The sequence below is a fragment of the Stenomitos frigidus ULC18 genome (genome assembly GCF_003003795.1).
Classification (GTDB): domain Bacteria; phylum Cyanobacteriota; class Cyanobacteriia; order Leptolyngbyales; family Leptolyngbyaceae; genus Stenomitos; species Stenomitos frigidus_A.
In genome coordinates this window covers 1-15,595 of the sequence record NZ_PVWK01000029.1, presented here as the reverse complement: position 1 = coordinate 15,595, position 15,595 = coordinate 1, and the positions used below count along the sequence as shown (strand labels likewise).

The following is a 15,595-nucleotide window of genomic DNA, read 5'->3' as shown; positions in this document are numbered from 1 at the left end:
GCTTGAGCAGGGGCGATCGACGTTAGAATAGATAGGTCCTACAGGTTGAATCCTCCCGCCGCTAGACCGTTTGCAGCATCCGGTCGCACGGATCGATCGCCTACCGTTGACAGGAGTCAAACTGCTGTGGTCGCACAAGTGTCTGCCAATCTCTACGAAACCCAAACCCAAGCGATCGCCCGCCAACTTCTCAGCGCGACCCGCGAAAACCGCTCCTTTTTCGCCCAAATGCGCGACCAGATGCGCTGGGATGACAAATTACTGGCCTGGACGATGGGCAATCCTGGCTTGCGGGTACAGCTGTTTCGGTTCATCGACTGCCTGCCCTCATTGCGCAGTAAAGCCGAAATTGCCCGCCACATGCAGGAATATCTGGGCGACGCAACGGTGGAGCTACCCTCCGCGCTGAAAGGAATGCTCAACTTCGCCAACCCAGATTCTGTGCCTGGGCAGTTGGCTGCAACCACCATTTCTACAGCGGTTGAAACGCTGGCACACAAGTACATCGCCGGTGAAACCATACAGCAGGTACTGAAGACGATCGAGCGTCTGCGCAAGGACAAAATGACCTTCACCGTCGATCTTCTGGGCGAAGCGGTCATTACCGAAGCTGAGGCACAGTCCTATTTCGATCGCTACCTGGAACTGATGGCGCAGCTTACCAATGCTGCCAAAAGCTGGTCGAACGTGCCGCTGATTGATCAGGCAGACGGTGAAGCCTTGCCCAAAGCGCAAGTTTCCGTTAAGCTCACAGCGTTCTATTCCCAGTTTGACCCATTAGATGTTGATGGCAGTCGAGAACGGGTGAGCCACTCCATTCGCCTGCTGCTGCGTCGCGCCAAGGAACTCGGTGCCGCCGTTCACTTTGACATGGAGCAGTACGCCTACAAAGACTCGACGCTGGCAATCCTGAAAGATCTGCTGCTGGAAGATGAGTTTCGCACCCGTACCGACGTCGGTATCACGCTGCAAGCTTACCTGCGCGACAGTGGGCGCGATTTGACCGAGTTAATCGCCTGGGCAAAACAGCGAGGAACACCGCTGACGGTTCGACTGGTGAAAGGTGCTTACTGGGATCAAGAAACCATCAAAGCCGCTCAAAAAGACTGGCAGCAGCCTGTTTTCAACGACAAAGCCTCTACGGACGCTAATTTTGAAACCATGACGCGCCTGCTGCTAGAGAATCACGAGCATCTCTACGGCGCGATCGGCAGTCACAATGTGCGCTCTCAGGCATATGCAATCGCGATCGCCGAAACCCTCCAAATTCCGCCCCGTCGCTTCGAGCTTCAGGTGCTCTACGGCATGGCAGACAAGCTGGCAAAAGCGATCGTCGATAAAGGCTACCGCGTACGAGTCTACTGCCCCTATGGTGAACTCATTCCCGGTATGTCTTACCTCATTCGCCGTCTGCTGGAGAACACCGCCAACAGTTCCTTCCTGCGCCAAAACCTGGAAGAACGCCCGATCGAAGAACTCCTTGCGCCGCCAGTCATTGCAAACTCTGATTTGGCGGTCAGCGGTCAGCGGTCAGCGGTCAGCGGTGCAACCTTTATTAACGCTCCGGATGCGGACTATGCCGATGCCGAGCAGCGCGATCGTGCCCTCCAGTCGATCCAATGGGTCCGTCAACGACTGGGTAAACGCTATCAACCGCTGATTGATGGCGTTTACGTAGCGACTGATGCGCACATCGATTCCTTGAATCCATCAAACTTCAGTGAAATCGTAGGACAGGTTGGACTGATTAATGTTGAGCAAGCCGATCGCGCGATTCAGGCTGCCAAAGCAGCCTCGCTGGGTTGGCAGAAAACACCCGCAACCGAACGGGCAAGCATTCTGCACACTGCTGCTAATCTAATGACCCAGCGACGGGATGAACTCGCTGCCTGGATGGTCTTTGAGACGGGCAAGCCACTGAATGAGGCGAATGGTGAGGTGTCAGAAGCGATCGACTTCTGCCGCTACTACGCTGACGAAATGGAACGTTTAGATGCGGGTGTGGCCTACGATTTCCCTGGTGAGACTAACCATTATCACTATCAGGCGCTGGGCATTGTAGTGGTTATTTCCCCCTGGAACTTCCCATTGGCGATTCCAACTGGGATGGCAGTGGCGGCACTGGTGGCTGGCAACTGTGTGTTGCTGAAACCTGCCGAAACGTCGAGCGTGATCATCGCTAAGTTAACTGAGATTCTGGTCGAAGCTGGTATTCCACAAGGCGTGTTCCAATACGTTCCCGGTAAAGGTGCCACCGTAGGAGCACATCTGGTCAAGCACCCACAGACCAACATGATTACCTTCACGGGTTCTCAAGAAGTAGGCTGTCGCATCTATGCGGATGCAGCCATCCTGCAACCGGGGCAGAAGCACCTGAAGCGCGTTGTGGCAGAGATGGGCGGCAAGAACGCCATCATCGTGGATGAAAGTGCAGATCTCGATCAGGCCGTGCAGGGCGTAGTGCAGTCTGCCTTTGGCTATAGCGGTCAGAAATGCTCTGCCTGTTCACGAGTCATCGTGCTGGAGCCAATCTACGATCTGTTCTTACAGCGCTTGGTAGAGGCAACCCGATCGCTCAATCTGGGACGCGCCGATCACCCCAGTACTCGCGTCGGTCCGGTCATTGATGCTGCTGCTCGCGATCGCATCCTGGAGTACATCGAAAAAGGACGACAGGAATGTGAACTCGCGTTAGAAATGCCTTCACTTGAAGGCGGCTACTTCGTGGGCCCCGTCATTTTCCACGACGTGCCACCGACCGCAACGATCGCCCGCGAAGAAATCTTTGGCCCTGTCCTGGCAGTCATGCGAGCACAGAGTTTTGTGGAAGCCTTGGAGCTGGCAAACGGCACTCAATTTGCCCTCACGGGTGGGCTCTATTCCCGCACTCCATCACACATTGAGCAAGCACGCGCCGACTTTGAAGTGGGCAATCTGTACATTAACCGAGGTATTACAGGCGCGATCGTCGCTCGTCAACCCTTTGGTGGCTTCAAGCTCTCCGGCGTTGGCTCCAAGGCAGGCGGGCCTGATTACCTGCTCCAATTCCTGGAACCCCGTGTGGTCACCGAAAATATTCAGCGTCAGGGCTTTGCTCCGATCGAGGGTGCTGATTAAACGGTGCTCATCCACTTCAAACAAAAGGCTAATGCAGATTTATATCAAATCTGCAGCTAGTTTTACTGATTGGGACGCAGGCTAACGGGGCACTCTTAGCGAAGACAACGTCCCCGCACCTTATATCCGCATGCTTGACCTCAACTGCAGTGATCCTTTAAAGATTGACAGCAGAGATTAACAACAGGTTAATGCTGGGTTAACATAAACATTCGCAGTTCGCGTTAGCGCCATTGCCGCTAACGCAGGTTTGAAATAAGGAGCATTGTGATGGATAAAACTGATTTTTTGTATCCCCGATCGCGCTATCGCGGTGCAGTCAAACCAGAAAACTTGGTGTTCAACGCCAACCTACAAGAATTTTCACAACGAGTGAGCTATATTTGCTGCCTCGAAACCGGCGGGAAGATGTCTCCAGCAGAGTCTTATCAGGCAATTAAGTCGCTTTGGAAAGAACTCAAGCAAAGCAAGCGTCAGCTTGGAATTGGTGAGACCGACACTTAAACAATAGAGATTGGTTGTTCTAACCTCCATTGCTGCTGTTCTCCTCACCTCTAAAGGCCAAGAGCAGCAAGAAAGTACCATTAGGTCACGAATTTTGGTAGGGTACTGCAGTGCCATTCCCCCATGCTGGGAGCTTTATCCGCAAGTCCCTAAGCCATCATCACAGACTGATAGTAGCTACGCAGTTGGCGAGTTGCCGCTTCCCAGCTCCAGCGTTCGGCTTCGCGGCGAGCATGGCGACGAAGCATTTCACGCTCTTCGGAGTTTGCCAGCAGGCGTTGGGTAGCTGCGATCGCGCCCCTCTCATCAAGCGGATCAAATAAGTAGCCATTCACGCCATCTTGCACAATATCGGGGATACCACCAGAGCGTGCTGCGACAACCGGGCAACCCGCTGCCATCGCTTCCAATAGCACTAAGCCCAACGTTTCGGTACGAGACGGAAACACAAACGCGTCGGACGAGGCGAACGCAGCCGCTAGTTCTCGTCCCTGTAAGTAACCGACAAAATGAGTGTTCGTACCTGTAAAATACTCCTCCAATGTCTGCCGATGGGGACCATCGCCCACTAATGCCAGACGTGCGCCGGGGATCGATTCCAGTACCGGCTTAATGCGATCGATTTCTTTCTCGGGCGACAGGCGACCGACATAAAGTAATAGAGGGCTTTCAGGATGCCCCTGGCTGAGATGCGATCGCATCTCAGCATTCGCCAGATATGGCTGAAAGGTCTCGGTATCCACGCCACGTTGCCAGACATTCACGCGCTCGATGCCATGCTCTGTCAACGCCTGTTTCATAGCGGTTGAGGTGCACAGATTCAATCGCGCCTGGTTATGCCCAGCCTTCAGTAGCTCCCACAGCAGCCCTTCTAACATGCCTAAGCCATAGTGCTGTAGATACTCTGGCAGATGGGTGTGATAAGAGGCTAACAAGGGAAGATTGAAGGTCTTGCTGTAAAACAGACCTGCCAATCCTAAAACCGCTGGGTTAACCACATGGATTAAGTCGGGTTTGAAGCGCTCGACCGCATAGCCGATCGACGGACGCGGTAAGGCTAACTTCAACTCTGGATAGAGCGGCAGCGGGAAGCCAGAGACGCCGTGAATTTGCGCCCCTTTGTACTCTGTTAACCCACCATCTGGCGAGATGACCAGCACCTGATCGCCCTGTCGCTGTAGTTGTTCGACCGTGTAGCGCAGCCGTGTGACAATGCCGTCTACTTTAGGCAGAAAGGTTTCGGTAAAGAGGGCAATTCGCATAAGGATGCCAAACCAAAAGGGTGAGTGTGAAGGTTGATGAAGACACGATCGCTCTCTGACAAGACGCTATCCGACAAGACGTTATCTGACACAAGGCCACTTGATTACAGCCGCCACCTGACTAACGCTGCTGTGGCAGTGTGCAGATGCCATGAATGCCGATCGCCACGATGACTCCACCCAATAAAACACCGACACCTTCGGCGAAGCAGTTCAGCCGATGCCGATTTTCGGCAGCTTGCGCCACATTGAGGTCACGCACAGATGACGTGGGCACTTGAGCCAACTTCTGGTAGTTTTGGTAACTCTTGTCCAAAACAACCCATTCAGGAAACAGGTAATAGGTACTGATCGCTGTCAAAACTGCACCCGGCAGGACGACTAAAACCAAGAGCGTGAGAATGCGACGGCTCATAACCTATTCCCACTGCTTAGCGACGCCATTTCACCTTTGGTAGAATCTGAGACTCATCCACGCGGTCTTTATACTTAGTGGCGAAATTCAGGAGCGAATCAAGCAAGGAACTGGAAAGATAATGCGGTTGTAGCCCTAGATCCAGCAGATTCGTATTTTTAGCGTTGAAATAGTGCTCCTCGCGCTCAATCCGTGGATTCTCTGTGTGCTGGACTTCGACCTTGAGACCGATCGCGCTACCAGCTTTGGCCACCATGTCTGCCAAATCACCCACGCTGAACAGCTCTGTGAACTGGTTGAAGACGCGGAATTCACCAGGATTTGCCGGTGTAGCGATCGCCAACTCGACGCAACGCACGGTGTCTCGAATATCCAAAAAGCCTCGCGTTTGACCACCTTTGCCATACACCGTCAGTGGATGTCCCACCGCCGCCTGGATGCAAAAACGGTTCAGCGCTGTACCAAACACCCCGTCGTAATCGAGACGGTTGATGAGCAATTCGTCCATGCCCGTCTCGTCAGTCAGCACCCCGTAGACGACACCCTGATTCAAATCCGTTGCCCGAAGACCCCAGATTTTGCAAGCAAAGTGGATGTTGTGAGAGTCATGCACCTTGCTCAAGTGATACATGCTGCCCGGTTGTTTGGGATACGGCAGGGTATCTTTACGACCGTTGTGCTCGATCGTGATGTAGCCTTCTTCGATGTCAATATTCGGCGTGCCGTATTCGCCCATCGTCCCCAGCTTCACCAAATGGCAGTCGGGGAAGCTCTCTTTCATGGCGTAGAGCAGGTTCAGCGTACCAACAACGTTGTTTACCTGCGTGAGCACCGCATGTTCGCGATCGATCATCGAGAACGGAGCCGATCGCTGTTCGCCAAAGTGGACGATCGCCCCTGGCTCAAACTGGTGAAGCACTTTGTCCAAAAAGGCATAATTGGTGATGTCACCCACGAAGAGGTCAATGGTTTTACCTGTGAGGTCGTGCCAGCGCTGCAACCGCTGCTGAATGGGCGCGATCGGAGTGAGTGTTTCGACACACAGCTCCAGATCCCAATGCCGCCGCACAAAGCTGTCTAAAATCCCAACCTCATAGCCACGCTTGGAAAGGTACAACGCCGTTGCCCAACCACAATAGCCGTCACCACCAATAACAAGGACTTTCATCTTGCTAAATCTTGCTTGCAGATACTCCGCTAAATCTACCATCCATAGGTGCCTTTGGAGCATCAATTTGGAGAGGACGGGATCAACGTTAGTTCTCAGCTAACACGGCACAAAAAAAGCATCTACCCTTAGAGGCAGAAGTTTAATAGCAGTTTAAGGTTACTCAAATAGCGATCGGCTGCCAGCCATGCATAAGTTTCTGCCTCCTGCTTAGCGACGCCTGAACACGGACTGCTAGAGATTGGCTGCTAACCCTAATCTAAAAACGATGAGTTAATTTTTAACCAACCCTTAAAATCTAAAAGAACCCCACCTCGATTGATTGCATGACGTACTGCCTCGGCATCCTTTCCAACTCTGGCTTAGTCATGGCTGCGGACTCTCGCACAAATGCTGGCGTCGATTACATCTCCACGCATCAAAAACTGTTTGATTTCTCCAACCCAGGAGAGCGGGTCATTCTCATCTGTACCGCTGGCAATCTATCGATCACGCAAGGCGCGTTGACTCTGTTGCGGCGAGACTTAGTTGCTAAGGAAGAAAACAACCTGCATACCTTGCCCACCATGTATGAGGTTGCTCGTTACGTTGGCACTAAAGCGCGCGTGATTCAAGAGCAAGACCGTCCCTGGCTGGAAAAAGACGGCATCGATTTCAAGTGTACGTTTCTGGTCGGTGGGCAGATTTGCGGCGAAGAGCCTGCCCTCTTTCTGGTCTATAGCCAGGGCAATTGTATTCAAGCCTCTAAGGAAACACCGTTTCTGCAAATCGGTGAGGCAAAGTATGGCAAGCCTATTCTCGATCGCATTCTTGATTTCAACACGCCCCTAGAAGCGGCTGCGAAGTGTGCGCTGCTGTCGATCGATTCCACCATGAAATCCAATATTTCGGTTGGCCCTCCGATCAATGTGGTGATGTACGAAACCGATACCTTTAAAGTGCGCTACGAACTGAAGCTAAGTCTGGGCGCACCCTACTTAGCCCAAATTCGCAAAAAGTGGGAAATTTCTTTAAATGAAGCGTTCGATCGCATGCCCAATATTGATTGGGAGCATTACCAGGATCTGCCAGATGACTCGGTGTCGCTGCATGGATGAAGCAGTCAGCAGTCAGCGGTCAGTTGCTAGACCCTAACGCTTCCAACAGTTGATAGCTGATGGCTGATCGCTGACCGCTAATAAATCACCACTTTTTATACGACAAGAACTTGCCATCTAACGTTACTTTGACACGATCGCCCTTCGGGTCTTCTACTTTTTCGATGTCGAGGGTGAAGTCGATCGCGCTCATAATGCCATCGCCAAATTTTTCGTGAATGATCTCTTTCATCGGAAAGCCGTAGACCTGAATAATTTCGTAGAAGCGATAAATCAGCGGGTCGGTGGGCACAATGGGACCAAGCCCCTTCAACGGATAGCCCGTTAGTTCGGGCACCAGGTCGGTACTGAGACCCAACGCGTTGAGCAATTTGGTAGCTTCGTCTTCCGAAGCGCTCGCTTGACGGTAGAATAGCGCTGCAAGCCAAACTTCATCGCGTCCGACGACGGTTTCCAGATCGGCAAAACTGAGACTTTTCGCTTTTTTAGCTGCCAGCAGCTTTTCGGTCAAAGCAGGAATTTCTGAAAGCGACATGACACATCCTTGTGAAGTGAAAAAACTTGTGAAGTTGAGTTAGATCGGTAGGGACGTTACATGCAACACCCTTACAGATCATCAACCACACGTCTGGAAGTTACCTATACATGTTTGTCGACTGCATTGTTAGTGAAGCTCACAGCGGTTTTTGTAGCAATAACTACGATCTCTACTTTTAAGACGCTGGCTTGACAGTGCACGATTACGGTTCAACCAAGCTCTAATACAGTGGCAGCATTGGATTCAGGTCAAGATATCGTTAGTCAATTCCCCGATTGTGCTATCCGATCACTCGTGTTGGGTTTGAGCCTTCTAACGCTACTCTTGGGCAGCAGCCAGCCAGCAACGGGGCAAGAAGCTGCCTCAGAGTCGCAATCGTCGCCATTCATGCTCACGATACTGCCACCGCTGCCTACATTTGAACACGCGATAACTCCAGAAAACGCTGCGATCGCCGTTCGTCTAGTTGTTAAGCTCAGTCAGCGGCGTGTTTATCTGTATCAGGGCGATCGGCTGTTAGCCAAGTACACGCTGGCGATCGGCAAACAGGGATGGGAAACGCCAACGGGCATTTTTCAAGTCTTGTCAAAGGAGAAAAACCCTGTTTTCAAGAGCTTTAGAACGGGTCAACTGATTGAACCGGGGCCAGACAACCCACTGGGTGTCCGATGGATTGGCATCTGGACGGATGGCAAAACGCAGATTGGCTTTCACGGCACCAACCAGGAAGAACTGTTGGGTCAAGCCGTTTCTCACGGCTGTCTGCGCATGCGAAACCGAGATGTGACGGCAATGTTTGATCAGGTCAGCTTGGGTACAATTGTTTCTGTGGAACCCTGAACGCTGAGTTTTTAGAGGGCGTTCGTAGAGCTGCCGAGAATGACAGAAGCTTATGACAGGCTGTCAACTATCAGCATGTCTAGTTTGATGGACGTTTGCTTACTTAAGTCTTTTGGAAGAGTGAAGGCGTGAGTTAAATCTGATACCGTTTCCGCACAGGTATGTATCTACGTACTTCTACTTAAAAGCAACGCTGGCATTTAAATCATTCAAATAAATCCAATTTAAATCCAGCGCTTCCCCTGAGTCGTATTTAGGGGGGAGAGCGTCAGCCAAGTTGTCAAAACCTGAGCATTAGCAAAAACGGCATCGTGAATTTTCGGAGTGCAAACTCCGGTTCATGCTGCGCCATTTTGTGATGCCAAGTTTTGACAGTATCGATCGTTTATTTCCAAGATCTCACCGCACTCAGCCTAAGGGAAAGCATTTTATGAACAAGTTGGCGCAGGCAGTCGCCGTATCCGTCTTTGCGGTAGGGCTGTCTTCTGGTTATGCACAGGCAGTGACGTTTAGCCAGGTTGGTGATACTGGTCAAACATTAGACACCGCTCAAGTCATTCCAGGTGGCTCACAACCCCTGGAGGCAATCACCGGAACCCTTTCAGCACCGAACGTGATCAACCTGTTTCGCATCGTGCTGGCGGGTGGCCAGACATTTTCTGCCACCACTATTAACGCGAATACGTTGATTGAGCTGCCGATCGACCAGCAGCTAGGATCACCGACTACTTTGCTGCCTGACCCGCAGCTCTTTTTGTTTGACTTGGCTGGTCGGGGTGTGTACGGCAATGATGACAGCTTTGGTACGGCTCAAGCATCGCTAACATCGGGTGGCTTTGCGCCCACGGCATCCGGCACCTATTTCCTCGCGATCGCCAGCTCTGGCTACAGCCCCGTCAGCGTGGGTGGCAGCATTTTTGGTGATGCGGATGTCAGCGGTATTTTTGCGCCGACAGGTTCGGGGGCAGCGTCGCCTCTCACTGGGTTCGTGGGTGACGGTACATCAGGTGGCGACTACCAGATTAGCTTTACTGGTGTGACTGCTACCAACGCGGCAGGTGTTCCAGAGCCAAGCGAAACGGCGGGTCTGATTGCCGCTGGTCTTTTGGGCATTGGCTACCAGGTCAGAAAGTCGCTTAAGCAGAAACGACGATCGATCGTTTGATTTCTCTGCACGGGTGTGAAGGCATGAGGCAGTAGCGTTATGCGATCGCTCACTGGCTGCATCTTAAGCCCTTTTACACCAGACATTCCCCTAGATGACTCAGCACACAAACTATCTTCAGGAAACTACCACCATGATGCTCAAGCCCCGTCCTCCCCACGACAAAACTGAGAACGCCCCCAAAGCTGACCGCACTCTCTGGAAACGCTTTTTAACCGCAGCACCTCTACGACTGAGTTTAATTGCGCTAGGCGTGATTATCACGGCAGGCGTCGCAACGCAGTATGTGCGATCGTCTGACCATGATGATGGTGAAGTGGATACGAAAGGGCGCAACTTGAACCTGACGGATTTGTACGTGTTTCGTGAGCAAGACCAGAATCCGGGTGCCTCAGATAGTGATCTGGTCTTTGTGATGAACACAAACCCACGGTCGGTCGCCCGCCAACAGTATTACTTCAGCACACGCGCTCGCTATGAGTTTAAGGTGACTCGTGCTACCGACAAAGATGCTACACCGACAGGTCAGACCGATGTGCTGCTGCGCTTTGAATTTGGCGCTCCCGATGCCAAAAACCAGCAAGAAATTAAGCTCACTACTATTCGTGATGGTAGTAAGCAGACTGCGGTTGTTGGCAAAACAACGCCGCTTGCCCCTGATCCCAGCACCGCGCCGATCGTCAATCAGGTTGCGCTGGGCGATGCCAATCTCTCTGTGTTTGCGGGTCTGCGGGAAGATCCCTTCTTCTTTGACGTTGAGCAGTATTTCCGGGTGCGGGCTGGTGCAGCGGGAACAGGTCCTGCCGTTGGCTTTCGTCCAATCAATACCGCGATCGATTTTGCGAAGGGCTATAACGTGAATGCGATCGCAGTGCGCGTACCGATCAAGTTCTTGCAAGGTGGCAGCCAAGCGAAGGTGTTTGACGTTTGGGAAACGATCTCGGTTCCGGGTGCCAACGGTAAATACATTCAGGTCGAACAACTCGCGCGTCCCGCGATTAACGAAGGGTTGATACGAACCAATGCGTTGCTTAATGCGTATAACAGCGTTGGACCTGACTTCGTTGCCGCTGCACTGGCAGGTCAACAACCAGCCGCCAGCATTGCGGCACCCATTGTCACAGAGGCTAAACAAACTCTACTGGCAGTAGGGAACACGGATGCTCGTGCGAATGCGTTGTTGGGTGCCTTCTTGCCCGATGTCATGCGCATCGATACAACAGGAGCAAGTGGTTACGCCAACGCTCTCAATGCCAAAGGCAGCCCCATTCGCGGTCGTCTATTTAAGGATGATGTCATCGACATTACGTTAAGTGTGCTGACAAACGGCGCGATCGCGAGTGATAACGTTTCCTACGATGGCACTCCTGGCAATCCGTCTCAGGGACACAACCCACTGGTGCCTTCCTTCCCTTACCTGGCATTGCCGAACTAACAACTCAGTTCTAGGCGGTGGGGGCGCAAAACCTTGCGCCCCTACTCACTACAAGTTATCGACCAAAAACTGGGGAGGAACAGCATGGAGTACAGTCCAAACAGAGTGGGGCAGGCAACGCTCAAACGCCTGCGTAAGCTGCCGCTAGTAATATTGCCGATCGCAGGTTTGCTATTAACCATCCCGATCGGGTTAAAAGTATGGACAGAGCTTGATCGCGCCAAGCTTGACGCACCCTATCGCTACAATTTTGAACGACCATCACCTGGAAGCGTCACCCAAACGCTAGAGCAAGAAATTGCCTTCTATCAGGATCGTATCCGTCAAGATCCATCGGGTGGGATGAACCGTGCCCTGCTTGCCAAAGCCTATATCAAAATGGCACGGGCAACGGGGGAAACCAGTTGGTACTTACTCGGAGAACAAACCGCTCAAGAATCATTGGTGAAGCTGCCCTTTTCTAACGATGGTGCACTGATGGCACTTGCCAGAGTTGCCACCGCCAAACATGATTTTCGGGAAGCCCTTCGTCTGTCGCAAAAAGCCACTCCCAATGAAGATACACTAGCCGTGCAGGTGACAACAAACCTGGCTATAGGCAAGGTGAAGGATGCCAGTCAAGCGGCCGATCGCCTGGTAGCACGAAACCCCGATCTGGCAGCACTAACGCTACGAGCGTTAGTCGATGTTTCGCAAGGCAAGGATCAGGCGGCCATGCAAGCGTTTCAACAAGGACTGGTGGCAGAAGAACCCGAAGAAACAGGCAGTTCTGTCTGGGCACGCACGGTGTTGGGTCGGCTCTACTTCAAGCGCGGGCAGCTCGATATGGCAGAAAAGCTTTACCGTGAAGCGCTACGCGTGTTGCCTCAATATCCCCCAGCAGTCCTGAATCTGGCCGAACTGGAAGTCCGACGTGGGGACTATCGTGCTGCAGAAAAGCTCTATTCGAAGATCTTTCTCACCTCGCAACGATCGCCCACAGTCTACGATCACATCGTTTTCAGAGGCATGGCGCGGGTCAAAGAGCTACAGGGCGATCCGCAGAGTGCAACCGAGTGGCGCGATCGGGCAGAAGCGCGCTTGAGACAGGATCTCACAGCCTTCGGGCATCGACGCGAACTGGCACGGCTCTTACTGGAACGTGGGCGTCCCCCAGATCTGACTGAAGCCCTCAGCCTGATGCAGCAAGAAGTCCAGGTGCGGCGCGATGCCGAGACGATGGATACGCTTGCCTGGGTACTGTCTCGCATGGGGCGCGGGCAAGACGCACAGCAGGCGACGCAAGAAGCGCTTCGCTGGGGCATTCGAGATGCAGCGCTATTTAAGCGGGCAGGCACGATCGCGCAGACACTCGGCAACACGACTCAAGCAAACGCATTGTTCAAAGCGGCACAAGAAACCGATCCCACCTTTGATGAACAGGCACAGAAGGCGCTTGGATTGGGTGTTGGGTTGCTTGGGTTGAATTAGCGGTCAGCCGTCAGCGGTCAGCCTGGAATTTAACGCTGATAGCTGATAGCTGATAGCTGATAGCCAAAACCACTTGTAGGAAGCAGTCATGAAGCGACGATGGGGTTTGATTAGGGTAGGCATTTTTTCGTTTTTGGGTGCGTTGCTGCTGTCGATCGGGCTGGCAACGCCGAGTCAAGCACATTGGGCAGATTTGGCAGTGGCAAATGTGGAGGTTGGCGACATCACCACCCACATCACGCTGACGTTTCCAACGGGATTGATCGCATCGGCTGATGACAATCGAGATGGAACGCTGTCTCCTGCTGAAGTGCGTACTCATCAGACAGAGTTGACCACTTTCCTGAGCGATCGCATTCGCCTCACGGATAGCAAGGGCGATCGTGGCACGCTTACGGTTGCATCATCGGACACTACTGTTCTGCCGCCGGATCAGCAAGTAACGGCTGGCACGCACAGTACGCTCAACCTGACGTACACCTGGTTGCGGCCTGTAAAAGGCTTAAGGCTGCACTATGATTTATTCTTGCCAGGAGTAGCAACTGCCCGCTGTTTGACTACTATTCATGCTCCTGGACAGACGCAGAGCGTGATCTTTAGCCCAGACAGCAAAGAGGCTGCTTTGATGCAACATGCACTCTGGTATTTCGCAGGGGGTATTCCCCTGGCGATCGCAGGTTGCTTTGTATGGGGAGCGATGCACGCCATGTCACCAGGACACGGGAAGACGATCGTTGGCGCTTACTTGGTAGGCGCTCATGCAACGCCACAACATGCCGTGTTCTTAGGCTTGACGACAACCATCACCCATACGGCTGGCGTGTTTGCGCTAGGGTTAGGGACGCTGTTTTTCTCCCAGTACGTTCTGCCAGAGCGTCTGTATCCCTGGCTCAGCTTTATTTCAGGCTTGATTGTGGTCGATATTGGGTTGCGTCAACTCATCAGCCGTTTGCGCCAGAATCGCGTAGCCGCAAAGGCAGCGCGATCGCACCAGCATGACGACCACTCGCATAGCCATACACATGAGCCTTCAGAGCATACACATGCCGTGGCTCATGTCCATGCACAGGCAGCGCCACACACTCATACTCATGCCGAGCAGAGGCACAATCATCATGACCATTCACACGATCGAACTGACCACTCGCAGCCGCATGAGCATCACCAGTTGCATCCACATGATCATGGCGACGGACATGTTCACTCTCATGTGACACCAGGCAGCGATGGTGCGCCTGTGACCTGGCGAAGCCTTTTGGCGTTGGGGGTATCAGGTGGGATGGTGCCCTGTCCATCGGCACTGGTGATGTTGCTAAGCGCGATCGCCTTGGGTCGTGTTGGGTTTGGCTTGTTGATGGTGTTGGTCTTTAGCCTGGGACTAGCAGGAACTCTGACAGCACTTGGCTTAATGCTGGTGAGCGCCCGTCATTTGTTTGAGCGCATGCCGACTCAAGTGCGCCTGGTTAGACTGTTGCCAGCAGTGAGTGCGTTAGTCATGACGCTGCTCGGCGTAGGCATTTCAACGCAGGCAATCATGCAAATTGGGTTGCTCAAGCTGTCCTTCTAACCATTTGGTGCTTGCTATGTCGAAGCCTTGTTTCTGCATGGGTGCCGCGATCGCCTGCACATCCATTCTGGCAAACGCCGCGATCGCACTTCCATTGCCATCCCTTCCATCTGGATCAACGTTGCGGTTGGATGCCAATGCGCCTGTTTGCTACATTCAATTTCAGGGCAGTAGCACGATCGACGTGAGTCAAGTCTGTGGCAAAACGTCTGGAGAAATGCCTGCAAATGGGACTGCTGTAACTGTCTCCAGTGCGTCGGCTCCACCTGTGTTCGATCCGAGAGTGACGAATGCTTTTACCACAGGACAGTGTAATTTCGTCGATGCGAACGGCAACCCCTGTCCACAAAAACAGCCCCAATAGCGGTTATGCGGGGTTGCTTTCGCCATTTGACAGGGCTTTGTGCCGAGTAGCGGTGCTTGCTTCAGGGCGATCGCACTTCACAAACGCTTTACCGTTAGTAACGACAGCTTCACCGTTACTAACAACTACTTCAACCGAAGTAACAAACGCTCGAATGAAAGTAACAACGGCTTGAACAGAAGCAGCAAACACTCAAGCAAAAGTAACAAACGCTCGAATGAAACTGGACTTTGAACTAACCAGGTAAAGAAGGCAGCTAGCGCAAGGCACCAACTGCCGTAGAGTCAATGAAAAAGCAAAGCATCATTGACCCTATGATCTTCGAGCCACTGAGCCAATTTCGCCAGAGCCTGTATCAGTCTTTAGGCAAAGCCAAAGACGCCATGTTTGATTTGATGGATGCCGTGTTGGTCAGTGCCAGCATTAGCTCGTTTGTCAGTTTGTCCCAAAGTCCAGTCTTTCGGCGGCGTTGGTCAAGCATCGATGCCGCCTTACAAGACAGTCGGCAAAGTGCATCGGGGGCTAGCCGAGCGAGTAGACACCGAGCAACAACCGCTGCTGGCTGGAGACCAGACTTTAGGAGATTTCTAGGAATGAATTTACCCGCTAGCAGGTTGAATAAGGATATCCCATTTTGGTAATTCTGGATTGCG

The 15,595-nt window shown here is 52.6% G+C and carries 14 protein-coding genes; 10 read left to right on the top strand and 4 right to left on the bottom strand.

From position 1 onward, the window contains the following. Window positions 1–45 precede the first annotated feature (45 nt). Window positions 46–3,117 (top strand): L-glutamate gamma-semialdehyde dehydrogenase, encoded by a 3,072-nt coding sequence (gene pruA / locus C7B82_RS05940; protein ID WP_339375081.1) that lies wholly within the window; start codon window positions 46–48, stop codon window positions 3,115–3,117. Between the two features lie 270 nt (window positions 3,118–3,387). Next, window positions 3,388–3,621 carry a DUF7219 family protein gene (locus C7B82_RS05935; protein ID WP_106255386.1) on the top strand — a complete coding sequence of 78 codons (234 nt, stop codon included), beginning with the start codon at window positions 3,388–3,390 and terminating at the stop codon, window positions 3,619–3,621. Between the two features lie 149 nt (window positions 3,622–3,770). Here the strand turns inward: C7B82_RS05935 and C7B82_RS05930 are convergent, their stop codons facing one another. The 3 genes from C7B82_RS05930 to C7B82_RS05920 all read right to left on the bottom strand — a co-directional run bounded on the left by C7B82_RS05930 (window position 3,771) and on the right by C7B82_RS05920 (window position 6,466). After that, window positions 3,771–4,883, bottom strand: coding sequence for a glycosyltransferase family 4 protein (locus C7B82_RS05930; protein ID WP_106255385.1), 1,113 nt, complete (start codon window positions 4,881–4,883; stop codon window positions 3,771–3,773). Between the two features lie 121 nt (window positions 4,884–5,004). Further along, the gene (locus C7B82_RS05925) at window positions 5,005–5,298 is read right to left on the bottom strand and encodes a hypothetical protein (protein WP_106255384.1); all 294 of its coding nucleotides are present in this window, start codon (window positions 5,296–5,298) and stop codon (window positions 5,005–5,007) included. Window positions 5,299–5,314: 16 nt separating this feature from the next. Next, window positions 5,315–6,466 carry an NAD-dependent epimerase/dehydratase family protein gene (locus C7B82_RS05920; RefSeq protein ID WP_106255383.1) on the bottom strand — a complete coding sequence of 384 codons (1,152 nt, stop codon included), beginning with the start codon at window positions 6,464–6,466 and terminating at the stop codon, window positions 5,315–5,317. Window positions 6,467–6,792: 326 nt separating this feature from the next. On the opposite strand from C7B82_RS05920, the gene C7B82_RS05915 reads away from it, so the two are divergent. Further along, window positions 6,793–7,563: a proteasome-type protease gene (locus tag C7B82_RS05915; RefSeq protein WP_106255382.1), complete on the top strand. Its 771-nt coding sequence runs from the start codon at window positions 6,793–6,795 to the stop codon at window positions 7,561–7,563. Window positions 7,564–7,648: 85 nt separating this feature from the next. Here C7B82_RS05915 and cynS read toward each other — a convergent pair whose 3' ends face one another. Further along, complete coding sequence (cynS, locus tag C7B82_RS05910; RefSeq protein ID WP_106255381.1) at window positions 7,649–8,098, bottom strand: cyanase; 450 nt, start codon at window positions 8,096–8,098, stop codon at window positions 7,649–7,651. Between the two features lie 231 nt (window positions 8,099–8,329). On the opposite strand from cynS, the gene C7B82_RS05905 reads away from it, so the two are divergent. The 7 genes from C7B82_RS05905 (at window position 8,330) to C7B82_RS05875 (ending at window position 15,583) form a co-directional block, all read left to right on the top strand. Next, window positions 8,330–8,941: a L,D-transpeptidase gene (locus C7B82_RS05905; RefSeq protein ID WP_245939755.1), complete on the top strand. Its 612-nt coding sequence runs from the start codon at window positions 8,330–8,332 to the stop codon at window positions 8,939–8,941. Window positions 8,942–9,371: 430 nt separating this feature from the next. Further along, a complete protein-coding gene (locus C7B82_RS05900) occupies window positions 9,372–10,106 on the top strand; it encodes a hypothetical protein (RefSeq protein ID WP_106255380.1) in 735 nt (244 codons plus the stop codon). Between the two features lie 94 nt (window positions 10,107–10,200). Then, window positions 10,201–11,541, top strand: a complete 1,341-nt coding sequence (locus C7B82_RS05895; protein ID WP_245939754.1) for a DUF4331 domain-containing protein — start codon at window positions 10,201–10,203, stop codon at window positions 11,539–11,541. An 84-nt stretch (window positions 11,542–11,625) separates the two neighbouring features. Beyond that, on the top strand, window positions 11,626–13,011 hold the full coding sequence (locus tag C7B82_RS05890) for a tetratricopeptide repeat protein (protein WP_106255379.1): 1,386 nt from the start codon (window positions 11,626–11,628) through the stop codon (window positions 13,009–13,011). A gap of 88 nt (window positions 13,012–13,099) precedes the next feature. Then, on the top strand, window positions 13,100–14,578 hold the full coding sequence (locus C7B82_RS05885) for a nickel/cobalt transporter (protein ID WP_106255378.1): 1,479 nt from the start codon (window positions 13,100–13,102) through the stop codon (window positions 14,576–14,578). 16 nt (window positions 14,579–14,594) lie between these two features. Then, on the top strand, window positions 14,595–14,942 hold the full coding sequence (locus C7B82_RS05880) for a hypothetical protein (RefSeq protein ID WP_106255377.1): 348 nt from the start codon (window positions 14,595–14,597) through the stop codon (window positions 14,940–14,942). A gap of 287 nt (window positions 14,943–15,229) precedes the next feature. Beyond that, window positions 15,230–15,583: a hypothetical protein gene (locus C7B82_RS05875; RefSeq protein ID WP_219904067.1), complete on the top strand. Its 354-nt coding sequence runs from the start codon at window positions 15,230–15,232 to the stop codon at window positions 15,581–15,583. Window positions 15,584–15,595 lie beyond the last annotated feature (12 nt).

What these genes read in the sequence shown, in the direction of transcription:
- C7B82_RS05890 (WP_106255379.1), top strand. Translation starts at nt 11,626, where the DNA reads ATGGAGTACAGTCCAAACAGAGTGGGGCAGGCAACGCTCAAACGCCTG.
- C7B82_RS05935 (WP_106255386.1), top strand. Translation starts at nt 3,388, where the DNA reads ATGGATAAAACTGATTTTTTGTATCCCCGATCGCGCTATCGCGGTGCA.
- C7B82_RS05920 (WP_106255383.1), bottom strand. Translation starts at nt 6,466, where the DNA reads ATGAAAGTCCTTGTTATTGGTGGTGACGGCTATTGTGGTTGGGCAACG.
- C7B82_RS05915 (WP_106255382.1), top strand. Translation starts at nt 6,793, where the DNA reads ATGACGTACTGCCTCGGCATCCTTTCCAACTCTGGCTTAGTCATGGCT.
- C7B82_RS05885 (WP_106255378.1), top strand. Translation starts at nt 13,100, where the DNA reads ATGAAGCGACGATGGGGTTTGATTAGGGTAGGCATTTTTTCGTTTTTG.
- C7B82_RS05925 (WP_106255384.1), bottom strand. Translation starts at nt 5,298, where the DNA reads ATGAGCCGTCGCATTCTCACGCTCTTGGTTTTAGTCGTCCTGCCGGGT.
- C7B82_RS05930 (WP_106255385.1), bottom strand. Translation starts at nt 4,883, where the DNA reads ATGCGAATTGCCCTCTTTACCGAAACCTTTCTGCCTAAAGTAGACGGC.
- C7B82_RS05880 (WP_106255377.1), top strand. Translation starts at nt 14,595, where the DNA reads ATGTCGAAGCCTTGTTTCTGCATGGGTGCCGCGATCGCCTGCACATCC.
- C7B82_RS05875 (WP_219904067.1), top strand. Translation starts at nt 15,230, where the DNA reads ATGAAAAAGCAAAGCATCATTGACCCTATGATCTTCGAGCCACTGAGC.
- C7B82_RS05900 (WP_106255380.1), top strand. Translation starts at nt 9,372, where the DNA reads ATGAACAAGTTGGCGCAGGCAGTCGCCGTATCCGTCTTTGCGGTAGGG.
- cynS (WP_106255381.1), bottom strand. Translation starts at nt 8,098, where the DNA reads ATGTCGCTTTCAGAAATTCCTGCTTTGACCGAAAAGCTGCTGGCAGCT.
- C7B82_RS05895 (WP_245939754.1), top strand. Translation starts at nt 10,201, where the DNA reads ATGACTCAGCACACAAACTATCTTCAGGAAACTACCACCATGATGCTC.